Below are 23,449 nucleotides of genomic sequence, written 5' to 3' on the forward strand. Positions count from 1 at the left end.
CGCTGCATTTTTTAATTTTATACGTACAATATAATTTTAATTCAAAATGAGCTTTTATTGGGTAAAAACTAATGCATTTATCAAAAAGGTGTTTTCTAAATATTGCTGGGACATTCCTAACAACGAAAAGAAAATATACCTCACTTTTGACGATGGCCCAACTCCAGAAATCACAGACTGGGTTTTATCTGAATTAAAAAAATTTGATGCCAAAGCTACTTTTTTCTGTATTGGAAAAAATATCAAAGCAAACTTGGCTTTATTTGAAAAGTTAATCACCGACGGACATTCTATTGGAAACCATACCATGAACCATGTAAATGGATGGAAAAGCCACACAAATGAATATGTTGAAAATGTAAAAAACTGCGCGGCAATTTTAGACGAACAAGAAAAAGCGCCTCGCTGTTTGCTATTCCGCCCTCCTTACGGGAAAATTAAAAAAGCGCAGTCTAAGATTCTTAGAAGTTTAGGCTATAAAATTGTAATGTGGGATGTTTTAAGTGCTGATTTTGATCAAAGCATTACTCCTGAAAAATGTCTTGAAAACGTGACAAAAAATGTAAAATCAGGAAGTGTAATTGTTTTTCATGACAGTATAAAGGCTTCTCCAAATTTAAGATTTGCCTTGCCTCGAACACTGCATTTTTTAAAAGAAAACGGATATAAGTTTGACATTATTCACTAAATAACATCAATAAAAAGAAGTTATTTAGACGCTGAATTGTTCCTGAACAATCCCGATTATAGTATTGGCATCAAGCTCTCCAGATTGCCTCCAGATCATTTGTCCTTCTTTATAAATCATTAAAGTTGGAAGTCCTTTAATACGAAGTGCTTCAGCTAGTTCCTGATTTTTATCTACATCAATTTTGATTACTTTGGCTTTATCACCAAGCGCAGCAGCTACGTCCTTAATAACAGGATGCATAGACACCGAAGATTCATTCCAATCTGTGTAAAAGTCAATTAACACTGGAACTTGAGCATTTATTAATTCTCCAAATTTTGACATAAAACCAAAAATTTAAGTTTTTTAAATCTCTTAAAAGAAATATATATTATACAAATGTAGCATTTTTAACGAATTAAGCGACATTACGGCCTTTTTTTAGTTCAATAACTGTTATTTCCGGCATAATTCCAACTCGTCCTGGATAAGCGTGAAAACCAAACCCACGGTTTACATAAACGTATCTTCCGACGTTTTCGTACAATCCCGCCCATTGTTTGTAAATGTACTGCGCCAAACTCCATTTAAAATATCCTGGAATTTCGATTCCGAACTGCATACCATGCGTATGGCCTGCAAATGTCAGATGAAAATTCTTTGGATGGTCTTTAATTTCGGCCTCCCAATGACTCGGATCATGGCTCATTAAAATTTTAAAATCGTCTTGGTGCACATTTTCAGAAGCTTTGTTTAGGTCACCTGCTTTTTTAAAATTCACTCCCCAATTTTCTACCCCAATTAAAGCGATTTTATCATTGCCTTTTTGAATATAAGTATGTTCATTCAGCAAAAGCTTAAAGCCAATCTGATCGTATAATCTTTTTATTTCCTGAAAGTTTTCATTTTTATCCTTTTCAGAAGGCCAAGTTACATATTCGCCATAATCATGATTTCCTAAAACCGAAAACTTACCATATTTGTAATTCTTGATACGATTAAAAGTTTCCAGCCAAGGATGCATTTCTTTAGCATGTGTATTTACAATATCTCCAGTAAACAAAATCAAATCAGATTCCTGTTCATTAATCAGATCGATTGCATAATTAATCTTTTCTGGATTATCGAAACTTCCGCTATGAACATCAGAAATCTGCGTGATTTTAAAACCATCGAAAGCATCTGGAAGATCTGGAAAAAATACGGTTTGTTTGATGACTTTGAAATTATATTTCCCTTCAAAAATTCCGTAAATAATGGAAAGAAACGGAATCGCAGCCAACCCTAAAGCGATCTGGCTAACAAACTTTCTTCGATCTGGCATCATTTCTTTACGTGGCGCATTGTAAACAAAATAATTTACGATACTCGCTCCTATTCTAAAAATATCCTCACCAAACATTATTAAGGTAAGTACAATTTTTGGAACGTATATTACCAGCATCAAACCTGTAGTAAACATAAACTGTCTGGTTTGACCAACAGAGCGATCTACCTGAGAAAATGAATATATAATGAAGATTAAAGCCAGTAAACTTATAATTTGATAACCAACCAAAACCCAGCGTGCTTTGATTAATGTTCGAAAAGCCTGATAAGAATAGAACTCAATAAATAATAAAAGAGCGCATAGAATTACAAAACGAAGGATCATTTAATATAGTTTTAAACAAAGTAACAAAGAATGAAAATTCTATTGCTTTTTATTATAAAAAATTTAACGCTCTAAAAATAAAAAAGCCGAAAGATTGCTCTTTCAGCTTTAACCTACCTATCTTTAAAACTATTTTATATTCGAGATTTACATCTCATTTATTTTGCTGTTGCAGCTTCTGGTTTTGCGGCTTCTGCTTTTTTACCTCCTTTTGCTTTTTTGTGTTTTTTATCGTGTTTTTCCGTTTTTACTTCTTTAGTTTTTGCTGGTGCTGGAGTTGTTTGCGCGTTTACCATTGCAAATGTTCCTAAAACTGCTACTGCTAAAATTGCTGCTTTTTTCATGACTTTTAAATTTTATGATTACTATTATTTCATTATTTATAAGTCAAAATTACATTCATGAGATTAAGGCAAAATGAAGAAAAAGTCTTACAAGAAAGTTTAACTTTTAATTATGTTTTTCAAACCATAATTTAAAAGAAGTTCCTTCATTCAATACCGATTTTACCGTAATTTCTATATGGTGAAAAGAAGCAATACTTTTTGCAATGGCAAGACCTAAGCCTTGCCCTTCCTGATCTGAACTGATTCGGGCAAAACGGCTGAATACTTTATCCAATTGTGTTTCATCCATTCCAATTCCAGTGTCTTTTACTGAAATAAAATAATGATTATCTTCAAAACCATCTTCGACCATAATCTTTCCCTTCGGCTTGTTATATTTTATAGCGTTGGTCACCAGATTATAAATCAGAATATGAATTAAGGTTTTGTTTCCAATAAAAATAAAACTGTTTTGCATTTTATTTTCAAACTGAATTTCTCTATCCTCAATACGATCTTGGAGATCTTCATACAAATCCGAAACAATTTCACGAAGGTTGATTTCTTCATTCGCTTCGTATTGATTGTTATCAATTCTTGAAATCAGCAATAAATTATTAATGATTTTTTTCAGCATATCGAGCGTCTTTAAAGAACCTGCAATTTTATCCATTGCATTATCATCCAGAGATTCATTCTGCAATAAGTTTTCAAGCTTATTTTTAAGAAGCGCAATTGGCGTTAGCAGCTCATGCGAAACATTAGATATAAACTGTTTTTCTTTTTTAAAAACTTCAGCAATTCGATCCATCATTTGGTTTAAAACAAAATCTAACTCTCTAAAATCTCTTGAAACCGCTTTTATCGGAGTGTGATCAAATGCATCTGGTTCGTTGACACGCCTGATTTTGGTATCGATAATTTTATAAAATGGTTTTAAAAGATATTCGATATAAAAAGTATCGGCCAAAAAGGTAATCAAGAGAATCACCACAAAAACAATAATAATAAACAGTTTGATTACGAATGTTAAATCGTTGACTTCGCTCAAACTGCTCCCAATTTCAAGCTGATAATCTTCGCCTTCATAAGTAAAATGATGCTCTAGAATTCGGTATTCGTTTTCTTCGCCTTCAATTTTTCGGTATTCATTACTAAAAGTTGTTTTTTTCTGACGCGGTTTTATCGGAACTCTAGAAAGCACCAAAAACTCACTATGAAGTGTTGAAAACTCAGAAAAAGTTCCTGTTGAATTGTCCGGATTTTCTATAAAATCATTTATTTCCTCTCGATTCAGATGTTCGATAAATTTTTTCTTTTTTTCGAGCAGCGTGGTATTAATATGGCGATACACGACATTTTCTACCAAAATAGGAAGCATCAGCCATAAAATCAAAATGACCAGCAATCTGGTCAAAGCATTAAAAATGACTAATTGATGTTTTATTTTCACAAGAATCGATTTATTCGTTTATACGATATCCTACATTTCGAACCGTTTCAAACCAATCTATAGGCGTATGTTTGTCCAATTTTTTTCGGAGATTACGAACATGCACATCGATAAAATTAGAATCTGAATTTACCTCCAAGACATCTCCCCAAATATGTTCTGTTAACTGTAACCTTGTGATAACGCGGTTTTTATTTAAAACTAAATATTGAAAAATATCAAATTCTTTTTTGGTGAGGTTTAAAGGAATTTCATTAAAACTAACTTTATAGTCCTGAAGTTGCAGTAAAAAACCGTGAATACTTAAATTGTTTAAGGTAAAACCATGAATCCTGCGAATTACCGCAAATATTCTCGCCGCCAATTCTGTCAAAGCAAAAGGTTTCGTTAAGTAATCATCGGCCCCTAGATGAAGCCCATTAATTCTATCACCTAATTCTCCGCGGGCAGTAAGCACAATTACCGCAATTTTTGATTTTGTTTTTCGAATGGTCTGCAAAACTTCAAAACCGTCGCCATCAGGCAAACCAAGATCCAGCAGCATAACATCATAATCATTGCTTCCGAATTCTTCCAGAGCATCGGCACAGTTATTTGCAATTTTACAAATATAACCTGCATTGCATAAAAAATCGAAAACTTCTACAGCAAGTTCTTTATTATCTTCAACAATTAAAACATTCATAAACAAAGGCTTTTAAGCGCAACTAAAATTAATCAATTATCAAAAGTCTAATCGCACATTATTAAAAAATTAACGAATAAAAAAAGCTGATAAATTTCTCCATCAGCTTTCTTCAATCGCATTCTCATAATCATTATTCCTGTTTTGTTTCCTTACAATGCTCCGAAAACAAAACGAGAGCAACTCTTATTTTTTCACTTTTGCAGTCTCTGGTTTCGCAGTTGCTGCTTTTGGCGCTTCACTTTTTACTGATTTTGTTTTTTTATCAGTTTTGTGTTTAGGATTTTTGGTCGCTTTTACTTCTTTTGCCGGAGCTTCTTTTCCATCTTTTGCTGGAAATGCGTGAACCATTGCACTTGTTCCTAAAACTGCCACTAGTAACATTAATAAATTTCTCATGATTTCTAAGATTTAAGAATTAATAACCTTTTATTTTACAGATCAAAATTACCCTTACAAGATGAAGAAAAAATGAAGAAATACTACGTTTAAGATATTTTAACTTGGCATTAACGCTTTGTGTTTCTGAACCATATAAGTCATGTAAGTTCATTTTGGATTAGCAGGAATAATTTAATCTCGCAAAGGCGCCAAGTCGCAAAGTTTATTAATTCTCTTGGCGCCTTTGAGAGAACATTTCATCGTAATAAAAATTAAAAATGAACTTACATGACTTATATGGTCCAATAAAATATTCGTTTTCACAATTTAGACGCACTGCGGTGTGTCTCTACAGAATGACATGACTTCTATGATTTAAAAATTAGACGTACGACTGTGCATCTCTAAAAAAATAAACTTATATGGCTTATATGGTTTAAAATTTAGGAGCACTACAATTAGTCTCTACATATATGGTGGAAAAAAAATCTTATTAGTTTAACTTTTGAGAACCCAATTGATTATTTTTACAGACTAATATTTTTAATATGTCAACTCAAAAACGCCTTTTTCTTCTAGATGCTTACGCATTAATTTTTCGCGGTTATTATGCCTTTATTAAAAACCCGAGAATCAACTCAAAAGGAATGGATACATCTGCAATTATGGGTTTTATGAACTCACTTTTGGATGTTATTAAAAGAGAAAAACCAGATCATTTGGCCGTTGCTTTCGATAAAGAAGGAAGCCACGCGAGAACCGAAATGTTCACCGAATATAAAGCCAATCGCGACGAAACTCCAGAAGCGATTAAAATTGCGGTTCCGTACATTCAAGAATTATTACGAGCGATGCATATTCCGATTATTGAACTTGCTGGCTGCGAGGCCGATGATTTAATTGGAACTATTGCCAAACAAGCAGAAAAACAAAACTACAAAGTCTATATGGTAACCCCAGATAAAGATTTTGCACAGTTGGTTTCTGAAAATATCTTTATGTACAAACCTGCCCGTATGGGTAACGGAATCGAAATTTGGGGCGTTCCTGAGGTTTTGGCAAAATTTGAAATTGAAAGGCCTGAACAGGTAATTGATTTTCTTGGAATGATGGGTGACGCTGTAGATAATATCCCTGGATTGCCTGGAGTTGGAGAAGTTACGGCTAAAAAGTTCCTAAAGGAATTTGGAACAATGGAAAATCTTTTAGAAAATACGCATTTGCTAAAAGGCAAAATGAAAGAAAACATTGAAGCCAATAAAGAAAAAGGTATTCTTTCTAAAAAATTAGCAGCAATTATCACCGATTGTGATGTTACCTTTAATGAAGAAGATTACGAACTTTCTCGCCCAGATATCGAAAAAACAGATGCTATCTTTCAAGAATTAGAGTTTAGAAGAATGGCGGAGCAATTTGATAATTTGTTTAAAACGGGGGGTGCGCAGACTGAAGCGCCAGATGCAAATGCTAAACCAGCTAAAAAAGCATCAGCTAAAAATGAAGACCAATTTGATCTTTTTGGAAGCGCTACGGAAGGTGAAGATGCAGACACCCATCGAACTTCTTTCTACAATACTTTAGAAAACACAGAACATTCATACCAAACTGTTCAAGGTGATTTAGGAATTAAATTGCTTTTGCAAAATTTACAAAAACAACCGTCAGTTTGTTTTGATACTGAAACAACAGGAATTGATGCGCTGCATGCAGAATTGGTTGGAATGTCTTTTGCTTACGAAAAAGGAAAAGCATTTTATGTTCCGTTTCCGGAAAATCAGGAAGAAGCAAAAGCTTTGATTGATAAATTTGTTCCGTTTTTTGAGAATGAAAACATTGAGAAAATTGGACAAAATTTAAAATACGATTTAAAAATCCTTTCTAATTACGGAGTGACTGTAAAAGGAAAGCTTTTTGACACGATGATCGCGCATTATCTGATCAATCCTGATATGCGTCATAATATGGATATTTTGGCAGAAACCTATTTAAAATATTCTCCAAAATCTATTGAAACTTTAATTGGTAAAAAAGGGAAAAATCAGCTAAATATGCGTGATGTTCCTTTAGAAGATATTAAAGAATATGCTGCGGAAGATGCCGATATTACTTTACAGCTAAAAGAAATCTTTACAACAGAATTAGATAAAACCGAAACTAAAAAGTTGTTTGATGATATCGAAATTCCTTTAGTGAGCGTTTTGGCTGATATGGAAACTGAAGGTATTCGTTTAGATGTTGATTTCTTGAAAGAAATGTCGAAAGAAATGGATGTCGAAATCAAATCTTTGGAACAAAAAATCTACGAAACGGCTGGCGAAACCTTCAATCTGGCTTCTCCAAAACAATTAGGAGATATTTTATTTGACAAACTTAAAATTGGCGGAGCAAAACAAAAGAAAACCAAAACAGGACAATATGCAACTGGCGAGGAAGTTTTGACTTATCTGGCTAATGACAATCCAATTGTAAAAGATATTTTGGATTGGCGTCAAATGGTAAAATTGCAAAGCACTTATATTCTGGCTTTACCAGAACAGGTTGATAAAAAGACCTTACGCGTTCATACCGATTATATGCAGGCCGTTGCAGCGACTGGACGTTTAAGTTCTAATAATCCGAACTTGCAGAATATTCCAATTCGTACTCAGAGAGGGCGTCAGATTCGTAAAGCCTTTGTCGCTCGCGATGAAAACCACACTTTAATCTCTGCCGATTACTCTCAGATTGAATTGCGAATTATTGCTGCTTTAAGCGGAGAAGAAAATATGATTGCCGCTTTCCAAAACGGAGAAGACATTCACAGAGCCACGGCCGCAAAAGTTTTTGATGTTGCCTTAGAAGAGGTTTCTCGCGAACAAAGAAGCAATGCTAAAACGGTAAACTTCGGAATTATTTATGGTGTTTCAGCTTTTGGATTGAGCAATCAGACTTCACTTTCTAGAAGTGAAAGCGCCGCTTTGATCGATGCTTATTATAAAACATATCCAAGATTACGTTCTTATATTAATGAACAAGTTGAATTTGCACGCGAAAATGGTTATGTACAAACTATTTTAGGCCGTCGCCGTTATTTAAAAGATATTAATTCTGCTAATGCCGTTGTAAGAAGTGCCGCTGAACGAAATGCTGTAAACGCACCAATTCAGGGAAGTGCTGCCGATGTGATTAAAATAGCGATGATCAACATTCATAAAAAACTTCGTGAAGAAAACTGGAAGTCGAGAATGCTGCTTCAGGTGCATGATGAGCTTGTGTTCGATGTTCACAATGACGAACTCGAAAAAATCCAGCCAATGATTAAACACGAAATGGAAAATGCATTTAAAATGTCGGTTCCTCTAGAAGTTGAACTTGGATTAGGTAAAGACTGGTTAGAAGCGCACTAACAATTTTAGATTTCAGATTGTTGATTTTAGATTTTAGATTTTTTTCAAATAAAAAAAGTAAATGACCGACGATTTTAAGCCTCCTATTAAAACCCGAACAACAAAAGAGTTACTAGCAATAACTGGTGCTCCAAAAAGATGGAATGAGAGAGCTTATAAATTGGCAATAGATGAACTTCATCTTAGAAAAATTAATTTTAAATTAATAGATCAAGCTAAACATGTAGAAAAGAAACGTGAAAGTTTTGAAGCTTTAAAAAAAGCAAAAGAAAGTTATCATATAACAGATTTCATCTTTAATTTGAGAGAAACTCTTTTTGAAATTATCTTTACGTGGGAGCTTAAAAAAGACGGATATCTGTTAAAAGCCGAACAACAAAAAAAATTTAGACTTGTATTATTTTTTATAATTGCGTTTGCATATTTACTTTCTATCTAAACATATAAAGCCATTCAATTCGAATGGCTTTTTTTATTCAATAAAAAACAAAATCATTTCAAGCTATAAGAATTTCACTTTTCTTACTTTTACTACTGTATTTTTAAATTTTAAAAAGTAAAATGAAGAAATTTCTTTTGCACCTATTTCTACTTTATTCAACAATTGCATTTTGTCAAAGCAGAGCCTATTATCTGGAAGGAACGCTCGGGAAAAGTAAAATTTTCATGAGGTTTGAAATTTATGAAGATGACGCCACACCAAACATTGTTTACTTTTATCAAAGCTCATTAAAAGATATTAAACTGGAAGGAAAAGTAAGTGACGGCAATAATTTTACTTTTTATTTTAAACCGAATGAAGCTGTTGTTGAAAAATTTTACCTAAAAAAATCAGGAAACAGTTTTGATGGTTTTTGGTATGATGCTAAAGACAAAAAATTAGCTGTTCATCTTGAGCCTGTAAATTTTGACAATTACAAATCAAATCTCAAAATTAGGTTTGATGACGAAAAATTGAATCTGGTAAAATATAAATTCCTTGAATTTAAAAAGCAGAAAACCACAATTTACAACAACAAAGAATTTGTTTGGTATTCTGAAAAGCATTGCGCCTCAGATTTCTTTAGATTGGGAACTAATTTTTCTGAGAAAAGCAAAACCTTGATTAATCCGATTTTAGAACAAATTCATATCGAAAACACCTTAAGTCAGCTTGGCTGTTCTTCTAGTTTTGAATATAGCAATGGACAAGGCATAGAAAGCAACACAACAATAAATTATTTAAATACCAATTTGTTAGGTTTTCAAACTTCTGATTCTTGGTTCTGCGGAGGCGCGCATCCCGATTTTGGAAGCAGCGGTTATTTAATCGATTTAAACAACGGAAAAAAATATGAAATTGATGATATTCTGGCTTTTGACAAAAGTGTAACTGGCGACAAAGAGAATAATTTTGATGCTTTTTCAAAATACAGAACTGATTTCTTTGCACCTAAATTACTTGCTGTAATTAATTCTCAGGAACATTTTGAAAAGCCAAAAAATGAAGATGATTATTGTGATTACACCAATGAAGAATACTGGGATTTTCCATCTTGGAATTATACAGAAAAAGGAATTGAATTTACTCCTATCTTTTATAGAGCAGCAAGATCCTGTGAAGAATCTTTTCTAGTTCCGTTTGAGAAATTAAAAAAATACAAGAATCCTAAATTTCCTTATGAGTTAAAATAAAAAACATCCGCTGCGGCGGATGTTTTCTGTTTATTTTTTCTTTCTCGTAGATTCTCTTTCTTTCAATTTCGTTTTAATGACGATTGTTTCGTACTCAGAAATTGTCCCTTCAGGCTCTTCCAATCTTTCGATTAATCTTTTTGCTGCTACTTCTCCAATTTCAACACCATGCTGACTTACTGTAGTCAAACTTGGCGATAAACGTCTTGAAGCTAAAATTCCATCAGCAAAACCAATTATTGAAATATCTTCAGGAACTCTGTAGCCTTTTTTCAAACTTACTCTTAGAGCCGCAACAGAATCGTTTTCGTCTAAAGCGAAAATTCCGTCTACTTTTTGATCCAATATACCTTCGATTCTGCTTTTCATATCTTCTTCAGAATCGGTACGAAGAATTATCTTTTCGTTAACGGGAATATTATTGTCTTTTAAGGCTTTCAAATATCCATCTGCTCTCAATTTTCCGATGCTTAAATTATCTACAGAAGAAATTAAGGCAATATTTTTGCATCCTAAATCAATTAAATGTTGTGTTGAATTTAATGCAGAATCAAAATCATCTACCACCACTTTATCACATTCCACTTCATCGGCAATTCGGTCAAACATTACAATTGGAGTTCCGTCATTTATAATTTCAGAAAAATGATTGTAATCCTGTAATTTTTGAGCTTCTTCAGAAACCGAAAGGATAAATCCGTCGATTGTTCCGTTACTTAGCATTTCTAGTGTATGAACTTCTTTTTCTAAAGATTCATTAGAAATACACGTAATTACATTATACCCCTTTTTGTCGGCAACTTTCTCAATACCGCTAAAAACTTTCGCAAAGAAAGAATTTAAAATATTAGGAATAATCACCCCGATCGTTTTGGTTTTACGGTTTTTTAAATTTAGACCAATAACATTAGGCTTGTAATTTTTGAGTTTGGCATACTCCTTAATCTTCACCTTTGTTTGCTCACTGATTTCTGGGCTGTCATTTAACGCCTTAGAAACTGTCGATACAGAAACACCAAGTTCTTTCGCAATTTGTTTTAGAGTTGCTTTAGCTTTCATTTAAAAATAGTTTTTCATGTAATTGATACAAATATAGTAGAATTACCGAAAATAAAACAAAAAACAAGTACTTCATCTTCAAATCACTGAAATTTTTTTAAAAGAAAAATAATAAACGTTAAAGTTTAAAACCGTATGTCTAAAAATTTCGTTAATAAACTTAAGACCAATGTTATTAACCTTATTAAAAAACCTTTAATTATGAAAAACGAAGTTAAAATTCATGAAGTTGATCCTTCATTGAATAGTAGAAGGAGCTTTCTTAAGCTCAGTGGGTTAACATTAGTAACCACAGGTTTGGTTTTAGCTGGATGCAGCGACAATGACAACGATGATAATAACATGGGCGACACCTCACTTCCTGGAGTTCGAAATGGTGTTTTTGATTTAGGCTCTGGCGATTTTGGAGTTCTTACTTATGCATACGCTCTTGAACAATTGGAAGCTGATTTTTACACCAAAGTTGTAAATGCAAGCAATTTCAATACTGTTTTTAGTTCTTTAGAACGAGAAGTCTTAACCGATTTATACCATCACGAAGTGGTTCACAGAGATTTCTTTAAAGCTGCTTTGACTGGAGCACTTCCAGATCCAAGCTCACAATTGCTTCCTTCCCTAGCCTTTAATTATGGTTCTCTAAATTTTAATAGCCGCACCGAAGTTCTTGCTACTGCAAAAGCATTAGAAGATACAGGAGTTGCTGCTTATAATGGTGCTGGAAAATTAATCAAAACAGCTGATTACTTATTATTAGCAGGAAAAATAGTTTCTGTAGAAGCGCGACATGCGGCGGCTATCAGAAGTTTAATTAATCCGAATTCTAAAGATTTTGCTGGAGATGATATCGTAAACATGTCAACAGGTTTAGATGATGCTAAAGATCCGTCTAAAATCCTGCCTATTGCTGCCGGTTTTATCACTACAAAATTTACAGCTAAATACTTACCTTAATCTAACCAGCTAAAACTTAGAAATTATGAACATTTTAAAATTTATAGAATCCTTTACTGATGATAATTTATTAAATAGCACTGGCTCAAGAAGAGACAGTTTTTCTCAGTTTGGAAACATCGGAAAAAATTTAGCACTGGCTTCAATCCCTTTCGGACTATCAGCTTTGACTAATAAAGCTTTCGCTAAAGACATAACAGCAACTCCTGCTACGCCTATTGGAGCGCTTCAATTTGCTTTAACATTAGAATATCTAGAAAACGAATTTTATGCTATGGCTCTAGATTCTGGCGTAATTCCAGCCTCTGAAAATGGCGGACGCGATTTAAAAGTTTTCCAACAGATTGCGGCTCATGAATCTGATCACGTGAAATTTCTAATTGCAGGATTAGGCGGAACAGCGAGTCCAAACTTTGTTGCCAAACCTACTTTTGACTTTACCGTTGGAGGCGCATTTAATCCTTTTGGAGATTATCCTACATTTTTAGCTCTCGCTCAAGCTTTTGAAGATACAGGCGTAAGAGCGTATAAAGGACAGGCAGCGAATTTAATTACCACACCCGATTTATTGCAAGCCGCATTACAGATACATTCGGTAGAAGCTCGTCATGCATCTGAAGTGCGAAGACTTCGAGGTTTAAAAGGCTGGATTTCCAATTCTGATAGAGGCGCAGGAATGCCAGCAGCAACACAAGCTGTATATGATGGCGAAGGCGTAACCATGCAGGCAGGTTTTAATACTGCAACTGCATTTGGCGCTGCGGCAGGCTCAGAAGCTTATGATGAACCACTTACAACACAACAAGTAGTAGATATTGCCAATATATTTATTGTATAAGCCAATTTTTAGTAATATTGAACCGTCTTTTCACTTCAGAAGAGACGGTTTTTTTTATGTCCATTTATTTCAAAAACTGAATGCCTGATTTTCAGCGAATAAAATATTCTTTAAGGTATTTGGTTTTAAAATAATTAATTGTACTTTTGCATCCCCTTTATTGGGGATGGAATGTTTAATTAAAATAATATTATGGACGCATTAAGCTACAAAACAGTTTCGGCAAACAAAGGCACTGTAACTAAAGAGTGGATTGTTGTTGACGCTGAAGGTCATAACTTAGGACGTCTTGCATCTAAGGTTGCTATGATCTTAAGAGGTAAGTACAAGCCAAGTTACACACCGCACGTTGACTGTGGAGATAACGTAATTGTTATCAACTCAGAAAAAATTAACCTTACAGGTACAAAATTGAATGACAAAATCTACATGCGTCATACAGGTTACCCAGGAGGACAAAGAACTTTAACTGCTAAAGTATTGCAAGCTAAAAACCCTGCATTATTAGTAGAAAAAGCGGTAAAAGGTATGTTACCTAAAAACAAATTAGGAGCAGAACTTTTCAGAAATCTAAATGTTGTTGTAGGAGCTGAGCACACTCACGGAGCTCAAAAACCTAGAACTGTTAACCTAAATGATCTTAAGTAATGGGAGTTATTCACAAAATCGGTAGAAGAAAAACCGCTGTTGCACGTGTATACGTTTCTGAAGGAACTGGAAACATCACTGTAAACAAAAAAGAATTCGCAACTTACTTTCCAACTGCAACTTTACAATACAAAGTTTTACAACCGCTTTCTATGACAGAAAACGCTAGTAACTTTGACGTAAAAGTAAACGTTTACGGAGGTGGTACAACTGGTCAAGCAGAAGCTGTAAGAATGGCATTAGCACGCGTAATGTGTGAAGTTAACGCTGAAAACAGAGCTATCCTTAAACCAGAAGGTTTATTAACAAGAGACCCAAGAATGGTTGAACGTAAGAAATTCGGTCAGAAGAAAGCTCGTAAGAGATTCCAGTTCTCTAAACGTTAATATTACCTGTCTTGTTCGGATGGGACAAGACATTATCAATTATTTATTGAAATTAAAAAACACAGTTATTGTTGCTCTCCTATCGAGGTAGGATATAGTTTAGCATCTAAATGTATAAAGCCAGAGAAATCGCCATTTATACATTGCTAATCAACAGAACGTAAACTAGTACAAAAATGGCAAACAAAATAGAAGTAAAAGAATTACTAGAAGCAGGTGTTCACTTCGGACACATGACTAGAAAATGGGATCCAAACATGGCTCCTTACATTTATATGGAGCGTAATGGTATTCACATTATCAATCTATATAAAACTGCAGCTAAAATTGAAGAAGCTAACGAAGCTTTGAAAAAAATCGCTGCATCAGGTAGAAAAATTTTATTCGTAGCTACCAAAAAACAAGCTAAAGACATCGTTGCTGACAAAGCAAAAGCTGCAAACATGCCTTACATCACTGAAAGATGGCCAGGTGGAATGCTAACTAACTTCGTAACTATCAGAAAGGCAGTTAAAAAAATGTCTTCTATTGATAAAATGAAGAAAGATGGTACTTTCAACACACTTTCTAAAAAAGAGCGTTTACAAGTTGATCGTCTACGTGCTAAATTGGAGAAAAACTTAGGTTCAATTGCTGATATGTCTAGACTACCTGCAGCATTGTTCGTAGTAGATATCAAAGCTGAACACATCGCAATAAAAGAAGCTCAAAAATTAAACATTCCAGTTTTCGCAATGGTTGATACGAATTCTGACCCAAGAGAGGTTGATTACGTGATTCCTGCAAATGATGATGCTTCTAAATCAATTGACAAAATTTTATCTTTAGTAACTACTGCTGTAATCGAAGGTCTATCTGACAGAGGTGCAGAAAAAGAAGTTGAAGCTGCTGAAGAAGCTCCTGCTGTTGAGGCTGAAGCTGCTCCTGCAACTGAAGAATAAATCAAATTTTAAATTCCAAATTTTAAATTCCAAATTCCAAATACAAAATTAAAAACGTTATGTTGATAATTTAATAAAATTGGAGTTTGGGATTTAGAAGATGGAATTTTTACTTTTAACATTAAAATTCAAAATATTATGGCAACAATTACTGCTGCAGACGTAAATAAATTAAGACAATCTACAGGTGCCGGAATGATGGACTGTAAAAAAGCTTTAGTTGAAGCGGAAGGAGATTTCGATAAAGCGATCCAAATCCTTAGAGAAAAAGGACAAAAAGTTGCTGCTAACCGTTCTGACCGTGAGTCTTCTGAAGGAGCTGCTGTTTCTTTTATCAATGCTGATAACACTAAAGGAGCTATTCTTACTTTGAACTGCGAAACTGACTTCGTAGGTAAAAATGAGGCTTTCGTTACTTTAGCTAAAGATTTAGTTGAAAGAGCTATCAACTTCTCTTCTAAAGAAGATTTCTTAGCTTCTGATTTCAACGGAATTACTGTTGCTGAAAAATTAATCGAGCAAACAGGAGTTATTGGTGAAAAAATCGAAATCGGTGGTTTCGAAATTTTAGAAGGTGCTTTCGTTGGATCTTACGTTCACGTTAACAAAATTGCTGCTTTAACAGCTATTTCTGCTAAAGTTGACAACGCTGAGACTTTAACAAAAGATATCTCTATGCAAGTTGCTTCTATGGGAGCTGACACATTATCTTACAAAGATTTTGATCCTGCTTTCGTTGAATCTGAACTTGCTGCTCGTATTGCTGTAATCGAAAAAGATAATGAAGAAGCTGCACGTTTAGGAAAAACGTTGAAAAATGTTCCTAAATACATCTCTTTCTCTCAATTAACTCCAGAAGTTATCAAACAAGCTGAAGAAGATGCTAAAGCTGAATTAAAAGCTGAAGGTAAACCAGAGCAAATCTGGGACAAAATTCTTCCAGGAAAAGTACAACGTTTCATCTCTGACAACACTACGTTAGATCAAGAAAAAGCGTTACTTGACCAAAACTTCATCAAAGATGATAGTAAAAAAGTAGGTGATTACGTTAAAGGATTCAACGTTGAAATCACTGGTTTCAAAAGAGTTACTTTAGGTTAATATATTATTTTTTCAATATTAAAAAGCCCGAATATTTAGTTATTCGGGCTTTTTTTATTTCATATCAACTTTCAACTGGAAAATTTCTGGCTCTCATCAAAGCACCAGATTGTGGAGCATGTCCTCTGAAATTTTCATACATCGTTTCATTATCGATCGTATTCCCAACACTCAAAACGGCATCATAAAGATGCTTAGAAACTACTTTATCAAAAGGTCCGTTTGCTTCTAAAAAAGCTTCGTAAGCATCTGCATTGATTACATCTGCCCATAAATAGCTGTAATATCCCGCTGCATATCCGTCACTTGAAAATATATGTGCAAATTGAGGAATTCTATGTCGCATCACAATTTCTGAAGGCATATTAATTTCGCTTAAAATCTTTTTCTCAAAATCATACGGATCGATTACTTCGGTTGCAAGATGCAGTTTCATATCAACAAAAGAACTTGAAATCGTTTCTACAGTTGCAAAACCTTCATTAAAATTAGCTGCTTTTCCTATTCTTTCTACCAATGATTGAGACAAAGGTTCGTTTGTTTTGTAATGAAGGGCAAACTTATTTAGCACTTCGGGAGTTGCCAACCAATGTTCTAATAACTGGGAAGGAAACTCCACATAATCTCTTGCGACCGAGGTCCCAGAAAGACTTGGATAAGTAACATTCGAACACAACCCGTGCAATGCATGGCCAAATTCATGAAACAAAGTTGTAGCATCGTCCCAAGAAATCAAAGTTGGTTCGTCGCTGTTTCCTTTGATAAAATTGCAGTTGTTTGACACGATTGGCAATACTTTTCCGTTGATTTTCTGCTGATCGCGATGCGAATTCATCCAAGCTCCAGAACGTTTTCCAATTCGCGCATATGGGTCAAAATACCATAATCCAATTGGTTCTCCTGTATTTTTATTATTTACTTCCCAAACTCTAACATCTTCATGATAAACCAGAACATCAAACAACTGCTTAAAACCTAAATCAAACAATTCGCCCGCTGTCCAAAACATTGATTCACGCAGATTTTCTAACTGCAAATACTGTTTAATTTCATTCTGATCTAAATCATATTTTTCTTTACGCACTTTTTCTGCATAATAACGGTAATCCCAAGGCTGGATTTTAAAGTTCCCTCCTTCTCTATCTACCATTTCCTGCATTGCCGAAACATCATTTTTTACTTTGTCAACAGCAGGTTTCCATACAGAATGCATTAGATCTAGCGTTTTCTGCGGATCCTTTGCCATTTTATTAGACAAACTCCACTCAGCAAAATTAGCAAAGCCCAAAATCTTTGCTTTCTCTGCTCTTAGTCTTAAAATAGATACAAGAGTGTCATTTGTATCATTTTCATTCTTATTATCGCCTCTTTTTGCAAAAATTTCAAAAGCTTGTTCTCTTAAATTTCTTTTGTTAGAAAAAGTCAAAAAAGGCTCAATTGAAGATCTTGTATTTCCGATACATCCCAAAACACTTAGATTTCTTTCTTTTGCCTCAGCAATAGCAGCATTCTTAAATTCTTCAGGTAAACCGTCAAAATCGGCTTCCGTTTTTAATTCGATATACTGATTATTTTCTTCTGCCAACAATTTTTGACTAAAAGAAGTAAAAAGCGTTGCCAATTCTTGGTTTATTTCGGCAACTTTATCTTTGTCTTCTTTGTTTAACTCCGCTCCTTCTCTAACAAAATCGGTATAATACAGCCAAAGCAAACGTTGCTGCTCCTTCGTTAAATTTTCCTTTTCATCCGATTTGTATAAAGCTTCAATTCTAGAAAACAACTTCTCATTTTGATACAGCTTATCATTAATTTCTGCCAATTTTGGCGACATTTCTGTATCAACACTATTAAATTCCGGAGTGCTCAAGTTCGATCTGTAAATTCCATAAACAGCATAAATTCTATCTAACTTTTCACCGGAAAGTTCTAAAGCTTTGACTGTATTTTCAAATGTCGGCTCTTCTGGATTATTTGCGATGGCATCAATTTCTTCCAATTTTTCTTTTATTGCAAATTCTATTGCAGGCTTAAAATCGGAAACTTTGTAGGCTGTAAAATCTGGAACTCCTCCATAAGGGCCAGACCATTCTCTTAACAATGGATTATCTAATTCTATTGGTGTTTTCATAACTATACTTTTATTAATTCTGTACAAAAATTGGACTAGCAAAAAATGCAACAGAATCTCAAAATTAACCAATCGAAAGCAAACTTCTTAATCCGTTTCTAAGATTTAAAAGAAATAGTTTATTTTTGAAATATCAATACCAAAAATCAAATGTTTAAAACCAGAAAAGAAATTGTTTTTGTAATTTTATCAGGGATATTTATCACCAATGCCGTTGTCGCTGAGTTAATTGGAGGAAAATTAATCCAAGTTGGACCTTTTGTAATGAGTATCGGAATTTTGCCTTGGCCAATCGTATTTCTAACAACCGATTTGATTAATGAATATTTTGGTGAAAAAGGAGTAAAAAAACTTTCTTTTATAACGGCATGTCTGATTGCTTATGCTTTTATTATCTTGTTTATGGCTATGGTAATTCCGGCCGCAAAAGGAATAAGTCCTGTAAATGACGAGCAATTTCAAGCCGTTTTTGGACAGAGCATGTGGATTATTGTTGGAAGTTTAATCGCTTTTATGGCTTCTCAGCTTATTGATGTTTGGATTTTTTGGTTTTTTAAAAACAGAACCGGCGAAAAGAAAATATGGCTGAGAGCGACGGGTTCTACCGTAATTTCGCAATTATTTGATTCGTTTATTGTTTTGGGAATTGCTTTTTGGCTTCCAGGAAAAATTGACTTTGACACCTTTATATCTTCAGGATTAATAGGATATACTTTTAAACTGGCAATCGCTATTTTACTAACACCAGCGATTTACTTAGGACATCATTTGATTAAAAAATATTTAGAAGGAGATCCAGCACAAAAAAGTTAAGAATAAAAAACTTAGGTTATGAAAAATAATTACTTTCTTATTTTATTCTCTGTCTCCTATTTCTTTTTAAGCTGTGGAAATGACGAAAAAAAACAGCATAAAAAAATCATTCAGCCTGTTAATAAATTAACACCCGCTGGTGTGAAAATAAATTCTACAATTTCATCAAAAAACATTACCGCTCCAAAAGAGATCGATTCCAAAAAAACTGTTTCATCAAAAAGTCCTTTTGCAGTTAAAACTCCGATAGAAGTTAAAACGGTAAATTCCAGAACCGTAAATAATACTGTAAGTCAGCCAACTTCTATAAAAAAAGAAGCCAACGACAAATTATTAAGCTTTGTCAATATTCGTAAAATATTAGAAAAATGCAAAATGGGTCAGACCATGACTCAAAAGCAGTTAACAGAGAACTTCGAGATTCCCGAAGAAGCGGTTAAGCTCGTAAAAAGTGTAACTAAAACAGCCGAAAATGAATTGGCTGTAAAATGGCATTCTACTTGGTTTATTGAAAAAGTATCTGACGCAGAGTTGGAAGATGGCAAAATGAAAGTAGTCTTTAAAGCCAATAAAATGTACACATCCGGAAATGCGATTGGCATTAAATACAACCGAAAAACCTACAATAATTTAGTTATAGTTGGAAGTTCTGCATATATTCCGAGTGTTAAAGGATATAGTTGGCAAATAGGAAAATAATTACTTTTAAGAAGCTATTACTCAATATTTTAAGAAAAATTTAAGACGTTTAAAAGAAAAACCTCATAAATTCTTTCGTTTTTTACAAAAAAGATTTTATTTTCGCCCCATAACATTTAACAAATAAAATCTACCAAAAATGAAAAAACTAAGCATTCTTTTTGTGTCAATTTTGACATTAGGCTTAACTGCCGTTTCTTGCAGCAGCGATGATGATAACAATGGTGGCTCTATTGAGGGAAAATGGGAAATTACCCACCAAGGAGCTGTTTTTAGCGGTCAAGAAATATTACAACCTTATGATAGTGAAGGTTGTGAAATTCCTTCAATGACATTCTCTAATGATGGAAAATTCATCGACATTACATCAGAATATTGGGACTCAAAATGCAGCACTTATGATGAAAATGGTACTTGGAAAAAAGATGGAAACACTTTAACTTTAAAATATAGTGATGAAGAAGTTAAATGGGAAATCTCAGAATTAACCAGTACTACATTAAAAATAAAAATGTCATATTCAGAAGGTGGTATATCAGTAAGCGCTATTTCTGTATATAAGAAAAAATAATTTTGATAAATTATAAATTCCCAAAAGCTTCAAACTTCATAGTCTGAAGCTTTTTTTATACATTTAAAATAAAAAAATGGAACCAATAAGATGTGGCTGGTGCTCTGCCAGCGATTTATATAAAAAATACCACGACGAAGAATGGGGAACTCCTGTTTACGACGACCCGACTATTTTTGAGTTTTTAATTTTAGAAACTTTTCAAGCGGGATTAAGCTGGATTACCATTTTAAACAAAAGAGAAAACTTTAAAACTGCTTTTGATAATTTCGATTATAAAAAAATTGCGAATTATTCTGAAGATAAAATCGAAGAGTTACTGCAAGACACTGGAATTATTCGCAATAAATTGAAAATCAATTCCGCTGTTTCAAACGCTCAGGCTTTTATGAAAATTCAAGAAGAATTTGGAACTTTCTCAAAATACATCTGGAAATTTGTTGACGGAAAGCCAATTGACAACAAACCAAAAACTTTAAAAGATGTTCCTGCAACCACTCCAATTTCTGATGCGATTAGTAAAGATTTAAAGAAACGCGGATTTAAATTTGTTGGCTCAACGGTTATTTATGCTCACATGCAGGCAACTGGAATGGTCAATGATCATATAGAAGATTGCTTTACGCGAAAGAAATAACTGTCTCAGTTTTCAGTTCTAGTTTTCATTTTTTTTGAACTTGAAAACCTTAAACTTGAAACTTTAAACAAAAATTACATATATTTGCTTCACACTTTAGGGGTGTCTGCATCATGCAGGCTGAGATTTTACCCTCTGAACCTGATCTAGTTCATACTAGCGTAGGGAAAAGTAAGATGACTTCTATGCGCGCGCCTGCGTGTATTTTGTAGCCATTCCTATTGTGTAACTATACACTAAACTCAAAAAGGAATGGAACTTAAAATCAATCAACAAACCAAAAAATTCAATGCTGAATCGCTAAGCGTTCAATCATTGCTCGATCTCGAAATTCCGCTCAAACAAAACGGAATCGCTGTTGCTGTCAACAATACTGTTGTTCCAAAAACCAAATGGAACGAATACCTCCTACACGAAACTGACGATATTTTGATTATTTCTGCTACTCAAGGAGGTTAAATTTAATCCAAATTTTAAAAACCCAAATTCCAATTTTCCAATCATACGTAGATGCACTGCAGTGCGTCTCTACGGAAAAACGTTGTGAATAACACAATCAGAATCAACTTGATACTTTAAACTTCAAACCTGAAACAAAAACTATGAAAGAAGAACAAATATCCAGAACCCCGTTTCCGAATTCTAAAAAAGTATATATCGACGGAGAAATTCATCCGATAAAAGTGGCAATGCGCGAAATTACTTTGAGCGACACCAAACTTTCTAATGGCGGAATTGAGAAAAACCCTCCAGTAACTGTTTATGACACTTCGGGTGCTTACACCGATCCAAATATTGCTATCGATATTCGAAAAGGATTGCCACGCTTACGCGAAAAATGGATTTTGGATCGAAATGATGTCGAAATCCTAGAAGAAATAACTTCAGATTACGGTCAAAGCAGACTGAAAGATGAAAGCTTAAACCATCTTCGATTCGAATATTTACATCAGCCAAAACGTGCTAAAAAAGGTGCTAACGTAACCCAATTATATTACGCTAAACAAGGAATTATTACTCCCGAAATGGAATATATCGCGATTCGTGAAAATCAGCGAATCGAACTTTTAAATGAACAAACTGAGGCTATGCGCTGTCAGCATCATGGCCATAGTTTTGGAGCCAACACTCAAAAAAGCAAAATCACTCCCGAATTTGTTCGTTCTGAAGTGGCTTGTGGGAGAGCCATTATTCCCAACAACATTAACCATCCTGAAAGCGAGCCTATGATTGTCGGGCGTAATTTCTTGGTAAAAATTAATGCCAATATCGGAAATAGCGCTGTGACTTCAAGCATAGAAGAAGAGGTAGAAAAAGCCGTTTGGGCTTGCCGTTGGGGAGCTGACACTATTATGGATCTTTCGACAGGAAAAAACATTCACGAAACCAGAGAATGGATTATTCGCAACTCCCCTGTCCCAATTGGCACCGTTCCTATTTATCAGGCTTTAGAAAAAGTAAAAGGAATCGCCGAAGATTTAACTTGGGAAATTTTCCGTGATACATTAATCGAACAGGCAGAACAAGGTGTCTCCTATTTCACGATTCACGCTGGAGTTTTATTGCGTTATATTCATTTAACTGCCAATCGTGTTACAGGAATTGTCTCTCGTGGAGGATCTATCATGGCAAAATGGTGTTTATTCCATCATAAAGAAAACTTTTTGTACACGCATTTTGAAGAAATCTGCGAAATCATGAAACAATATGATGTCGCCTTTTCTCTTGGAGATGGCTTGCGTCCAGGTTCTATTGCCGATGCCAATGACGCTGCACAATTTGCCGAATTGGAAACTTTAGGGGAACTCACAAAAATTGCTTGGAAACACGATGTTCAAGTTTTTATTGAAGGTCCAGGGCACGTTCCAATGCACATGATTAAAGAGAATATGGACAAACAACTGGAACATTGTCATGAAGCTCCGTTTTATACTTTAGGCCCTTTAACTACAGATATTGCACCAGGTTACGATCATATTACTTCTGCTATTGGCGCTGCCATGATTGGCTGGTACGGCTGTGCGATGCTGTGCTATGTAACCCCAAAAGAGCATTTGGGTTTACCGAACAAAAAAGACGTAAAAGACGGTGTAATCACGTATAAAATTTCTGCTCATGCTGCCGATTTGGCTAAAGGCCATCCGGGTGCACAATATCGCGATAATGCATTGAGCAAAGCCCGTTTTGAATTCCGTTGGGAAGATCAGTTTAATTTGGCTTTAGATCCAGATACAGCAAGAGAATTTCACGACGAAACGCTTCCAGCTGATGGTGCAAAAGTGGCGCATTTCTGTTCAATGTGTGGACCAAAATTCTGTTCTATGAAAATATCTCAGGAAATTAGAGATGTTGCTGCTGCAGAAAAGGGAATGCAAGAGAAATCAGAAGAATTTATTGAACAGGGGAAAGAGATTTACATCTAGAAAATAGAGATAAGAAGCTAGAAAA

Annotated in this window: 24 protein-coding genes and 1 riboswitch; of the genes, 16 read left to right on the plus strand and 8 right to left on the minus strand. The window is 34.3% G+C overall.

What is annotated here, in order from left to right; translation table 11 throughout:
- Positions 1-46: 46 nt before the first annotated feature.
- Positions 47-688 (plus strand): polysaccharide deacetylase family protein, encoded by a 642-nt coding sequence (locus ACWA1F_RS00125; protein ID WP_306155932.1) that lies wholly within the window; start codon positions 47-49, stop codon positions 686-688.
- 24 nt (positions 689-712) lie between these two features.
- Here the strand turns inward: ACWA1F_RS00125 and ACWA1F_RS00130 are convergent, their stop codons facing one another.
- From ACWA1F_RS00130 to ACWA1F_RS00155, 6 genes are all read right to left on the minus strand, one after another.
- The gene (locus ACWA1F_RS00130; protein ID WP_059117840.1) at positions 713-1,015 is read right to left on the minus strand and encodes a thioredoxin family protein; all 303 of its coding nucleotides are present in this window, start codon (positions 1,013-1,015) and stop codon (positions 713-715) included.
- Positions 1,016-1,088: 73 nt separating this feature from the next.
- Positions 1,089-2,324 (minus strand): metallophosphoesterase, encoded by a 1,236-nt coding sequence (locus ACWA1F_RS00135; RefSeq protein WP_456890663.1) that lies wholly within the window; start codon positions 2,322-2,324, stop codon positions 1,089-1,091.
- Between the two features lie 158 nt (positions 2,325-2,482).
- Positions 2,483-2,668, minus strand: a complete 186-nt coding sequence (locus tag ACWA1F_RS00140) for a hypothetical protein (protein WP_306155930.1) — start codon at positions 2,666-2,668, stop codon at positions 2,483-2,485.
- 106 nt (positions 2,669-2,774) lie between these two features.
- The gene (locus ACWA1F_RS00145) at positions 2,775-4,103 is read right to left on the minus strand and encodes a sensor histidine kinase (RefSeq protein WP_456890665.1); all 1,329 of its coding nucleotides are present in this window, start codon (positions 4,101-4,103) and stop codon (positions 2,775-2,777) included.
- Positions 4,104-4,113: 10 nt separating this feature from the next.
- The gene (locus ACWA1F_RS00150; protein WP_456890666.1) at positions 4,114-4,788 is read right to left on the minus strand and encodes a response regulator transcription factor; all 675 of its coding nucleotides are present in this window, start codon (positions 4,786-4,788) and stop codon (positions 4,114-4,116) included.
- A gap of 186 nt (positions 4,789-4,974) precedes the next feature.
- The gene (locus tag ACWA1F_RS00155) at positions 4,975-5,187 is read right to left on the minus strand and encodes a hypothetical protein (protein ID WP_456890668.1); all 213 of its coding nucleotides are present in this window, start codon (positions 5,185-5,187) and stop codon (positions 4,975-4,977) included.
- A 530-nt stretch (positions 5,188-5,717) separates the two neighbouring features.
- Here ACWA1F_RS00155 and polA point away from each other — a divergent pair.
- From polA to ACWA1F_RS00170, 3 genes are all read left to right on the plus strand, one after another.
- Positions 5,718-8,555 (plus strand): DNA polymerase I, encoded by a 2,838-nt coding sequence (gene polA, locus ACWA1F_RS00160; RefSeq protein WP_456890669.1) that lies wholly within the window; start codon positions 5,718-5,720, stop codon positions 8,553-8,555.
- A 61-nt stretch (positions 8,556-8,616) separates the two neighbouring features.
- Positions 8,617-8,994, plus strand: coding sequence for a hypothetical protein (locus ACWA1F_RS00165; protein ID WP_456890671.1), 378 nt, complete (start codon positions 8,617-8,619; stop codon positions 8,992-8,994).
- A 227-nt stretch (positions 8,995-9,221) separates the two neighbouring features.
- The gene (locus tag ACWA1F_RS00170) at positions 9,222-10,229 is read left to right on the plus strand and encodes a hypothetical protein (protein WP_456890673.1); all 1,008 of its coding nucleotides are present in this window, start codon (positions 9,222-9,224) and stop codon (positions 10,227-10,229) included.
- 30 nt (positions 10,230-10,259) lie between these two features.
- On the opposite strand, the gene ACWA1F_RS00175 is transcribed toward ACWA1F_RS00170, so the two are convergent.
- Positions 10,260-11,288, minus strand: coding sequence for a LacI family DNA-binding transcriptional regulator (locus ACWA1F_RS00175; protein ID WP_306155923.1), 1,029 nt, complete (start codon positions 11,286-11,288; stop codon positions 10,260-10,262).
- A 201-nt stretch (positions 11,289-11,489) separates the two neighbouring features.
- Here ACWA1F_RS00175 and ACWA1F_RS00180 point away from each other — a divergent pair, with 201 nt between their 5' ends.
- From ACWA1F_RS00180 to tsf, 6 genes are all read left to right on the plus strand, one after another.
- Complete coding sequence (locus ACWA1F_RS00180; RefSeq protein ID WP_306155922.1) at positions 11,490-12,239, plus strand: ferritin-like domain-containing protein; 750 nt, start codon at positions 11,490-11,492, stop codon at positions 12,237-12,239.
- A gap of 25 nt (positions 12,240-12,264) precedes the next feature.
- Complete coding sequence (locus ACWA1F_RS00185) at positions 12,265-13,077, plus strand: ferritin-like domain-containing protein (RefSeq protein WP_306155921.1); 813 nt, start codon at positions 12,265-12,267, stop codon at positions 13,075-13,077.
- 192 nt (positions 13,078-13,269) lie between these two features.
- Complete coding sequence (rplM, locus tag ACWA1F_RS00190) at positions 13,270-13,725, plus strand: 50S ribosomal protein L13 (protein ID WP_125722248.1); 456 nt, start codon at positions 13,270-13,272, stop codon at positions 13,723-13,725.
- The gene (gene rpsI, locus ACWA1F_RS00195; protein ID WP_008466792.1) at positions 13,725-14,111 is read left to right on the plus strand and encodes a 30S ribosomal protein S9; all 387 of its coding nucleotides are present in this window, start codon (positions 13,725-13,727) and stop codon (positions 14,109-14,111) included. The genes rplM and rpsI overlap by 1 nt, the downstream gene beginning before the upstream one ends.
- A gap of 176 nt (positions 14,112-14,287) precedes the next feature.
- On the plus strand, positions 14,288-15,052 hold the full coding sequence (gene rpsB / locus ACWA1F_RS00200; protein WP_095927954.1) for a 30S ribosomal protein S2: 765 nt from the start codon (positions 14,288-14,290) through the stop codon (positions 15,050-15,052).
- A gap of 138 nt (positions 15,053-15,190) precedes the next feature.
- Positions 15,191-16,153: a translation elongation factor Ts gene (gene tsf / locus ACWA1F_RS00205; protein ID WP_306155920.1), complete on the plus strand. Its 963-nt coding sequence runs from the start codon at positions 15,191-15,193 to the stop codon at positions 16,151-16,153.
- A gap of 64 nt (positions 16,154-16,217) precedes the next feature.
- Here the strand turns inward: tsf and ACWA1F_RS00210 are convergent, their stop codons facing one another.
- A complete protein-coding gene (locus tag ACWA1F_RS00210; RefSeq protein ID WP_456890677.1) occupies positions 16,218-18,281 on the minus strand; it encodes a M3 family metallopeptidase in 2,064 nt (687 codons plus the stop codon).
- 150 nt (positions 18,282-18,431) lie between these two features.
- Between ACWA1F_RS00210 and ACWA1F_RS00215 the strand changes: the two genes are divergently transcribed.
- From ACWA1F_RS00215 to thiC, 6 genes are all read left to right on the plus strand, one after another.
- A complete protein-coding gene (locus ACWA1F_RS00215; RefSeq protein ID WP_306155918.1) occupies positions 18,432-19,094 on the plus strand; it encodes a queuosine precursor transporter in 663 nt (220 codons plus the stop codon).
- 18 nt (positions 19,095-19,112) lie between these two features.
- Entirely contained in the window at positions 19,113-19,793 is a 681-nt protein-coding gene (locus tag ACWA1F_RS00220) for a hypothetical protein (protein ID WP_456890679.1), read from the plus strand.
- A 139-nt stretch (positions 19,794-19,932) separates the two neighbouring features.
- Positions 19,933-20,364: a lipocalin-like domain-containing protein gene (locus ACWA1F_RS00225; protein ID WP_456890681.1), complete on the plus strand. Its 432-nt coding sequence runs from the start codon at positions 19,933-19,935 to the stop codon at positions 20,362-20,364.
- Positions 20,365-20,440: 76 nt separating this feature from the next.
- Complete coding sequence (locus ACWA1F_RS00230; protein WP_456890683.1) at positions 20,441-21,001, plus strand: DNA-3-methyladenine glycosylase I; 561 nt, start codon at positions 20,441-20,443, stop codon at positions 20,999-21,001.
- Between the two features lie 88 nt (positions 21,002-21,089).
- Positions 21,090-21,186, plus strand: a riboswitch (TPP riboswitch).
- 67 nt (positions 21,187-21,253) lie between these two features.
- A complete protein-coding gene (gene thiS / locus ACWA1F_RS00235) occupies positions 21,254-21,460 on the plus strand; it encodes a sulfur carrier protein ThiS (RefSeq protein ID WP_456890685.1) in 207 nt (68 codons plus the stop codon).
- Positions 21,461-21,603: 143 nt separating this feature from the next.
- Positions 21,604-23,424 carry a phosphomethylpyrimidine synthase ThiC gene (gene thiC, locus ACWA1F_RS00240; RefSeq protein ID WP_456890687.1) on the plus strand — a complete coding sequence of 607 codons (1,821 nt, stop codon included), beginning with the start codon at positions 21,604-21,606 and terminating at the stop codon, positions 23,422-23,424.
- Positions 23,425-23,449: the final 25 nt, after the last annotated feature.

Source organism: Flavobacterium erigeronis, assembly GCF_054075165.1.

Bases quoted from the DNA above. Each gene is read 5' to 3' on its own strand.
- ACWA1F_RS00125 (WP_306155932.1), top strand. From the start codon at position 47: ATGAGCTTTTATTGGGTAAAAACTAATGCATTTATCAAAAAGGTGTTT.
- ACWA1F_RS00130 (WP_059117840.1), bottom strand. From the start codon at position 1,015: ATGTCAAAATTTGGAGAATTAATAAATGCTCAAGTTCCAGTGTTAATT.
- ACWA1F_RS00135 (WP_456890663.1), bottom strand. From the start codon at position 2,324: ATGATCCTTCGTTTTGTAATTCTATGCGCTCTTTTATTATTTATTGAG.
- ACWA1F_RS00140 (WP_306155930.1), bottom strand. From the start codon at position 2,668: ATGAAAAAAGCAGCAATTTTAGCAGTAGCAGTTTTAGGAACATTTGCA.
- ACWA1F_RS00150 (WP_456890666.1), bottom strand. From the start codon at position 4,788: ATGAATGTTTTAATTGTTGAAGATAATAAAGAACTTGCTGTAGAAGTT.
- ACWA1F_RS00155 (WP_456890668.1), bottom strand. From the start codon at position 5,187: ATGAGAAATTTATTAATGTTACTAGTGGCAGTTTTAGGAACAAGTGCA.
- polA (WP_456890669.1), top strand. From the start codon at position 5,718: ATGTCAACTCAAAAACGCCTTTTTCTTCTAGATGCTTACGCATTAATT.
- ACWA1F_RS00165 (WP_456890671.1), top strand. From the start codon at position 8,617: ATGACCGACGATTTTAAGCCTCCTATTAAAACCCGAACAACAAAAGAG.
- ACWA1F_RS00170 (WP_456890673.1), top strand. From the start codon at position 9,222: ATGAGGTTTGAAATTTATGAAGATGACGCCACACCAAACATTGTTTAC.
- ACWA1F_RS00175 (WP_306155923.1), bottom strand. From the start codon at position 11,288: ATGAAAGCTAAAGCAACTCTAAAACAAATTGCGAAAGAACTTGGTGTT.
- ACWA1F_RS00180 (WP_306155922.1), top strand. From the start codon at position 11,490: ATGAAAAACGAAGTTAAAATTCATGAAGTTGATCCTTCATTGAATAGT.
- ACWA1F_RS00185 (WP_306155921.1), top strand. From the start codon at position 12,265: ATGAACATTTTAAAATTTATAGAATCCTTTACTGATGATAATTTATTA.
- rplM (WP_125722248.1), top strand. From the start codon at position 13,270: ATGGACGCATTAAGCTACAAAACAGTTTCGGCAAACAAAGGCACTGTA.
- rpsI (WP_008466792.1), top strand. From the start codon at position 13,725: ATGGGAGTTATTCACAAAATCGGTAGAAGAAAAACCGCTGTTGCACGT.
- rpsB (WP_095927954.1), top strand. From the start codon at position 14,288: ATGGCAAACAAAATAGAAGTAAAAGAATTACTAGAAGCAGGTGTTCAC.
- tsf (WP_306155920.1), top strand. From the start codon at position 15,191: ATGGCAACAATTACTGCTGCAGACGTAAATAAATTAAGACAATCTACA.
- ACWA1F_RS00210 (WP_456890677.1), bottom strand. From the start codon at position 18,281: ATGAAAACACCAATAGAATTAGATAATCCATTGTTAAGAGAATGGTCT.
- ACWA1F_RS00215 (WP_306155918.1), top strand. From the start codon at position 18,432: ATGTTTAAAACCAGAAAAGAAATTGTTTTTGTAATTTTATCAGGGATA.
- ACWA1F_RS00220 (WP_456890679.1), top strand. From the start codon at position 19,113: ATGAAAAATAATTACTTTCTTATTTTATTCTCTGTCTCCTATTTCTTT.
- ACWA1F_RS00225 (WP_456890681.1), top strand. From the start codon at position 19,933: ATGAAAAAACTAAGCATTCTTTTTGTGTCAATTTTGACATTAGGCTTA.
- ACWA1F_RS00230 (WP_456890683.1), top strand. From the start codon at position 20,441: ATGGAACCAATAAGATGTGGCTGGTGCTCTGCCAGCGATTTATATAAA.
- thiS (WP_456890685.1), top strand. From the start codon at position 21,254: ATGGAACTTAAAATCAATCAACAAACCAAAAAATTCAATGCTGAATCG.
- thiC (WP_456890687.1), top strand. From the start codon at position 21,604: ATGAAAGAAGAACAAATATCCAGAACCCCGTTTCCGAATTCTAAAAAA.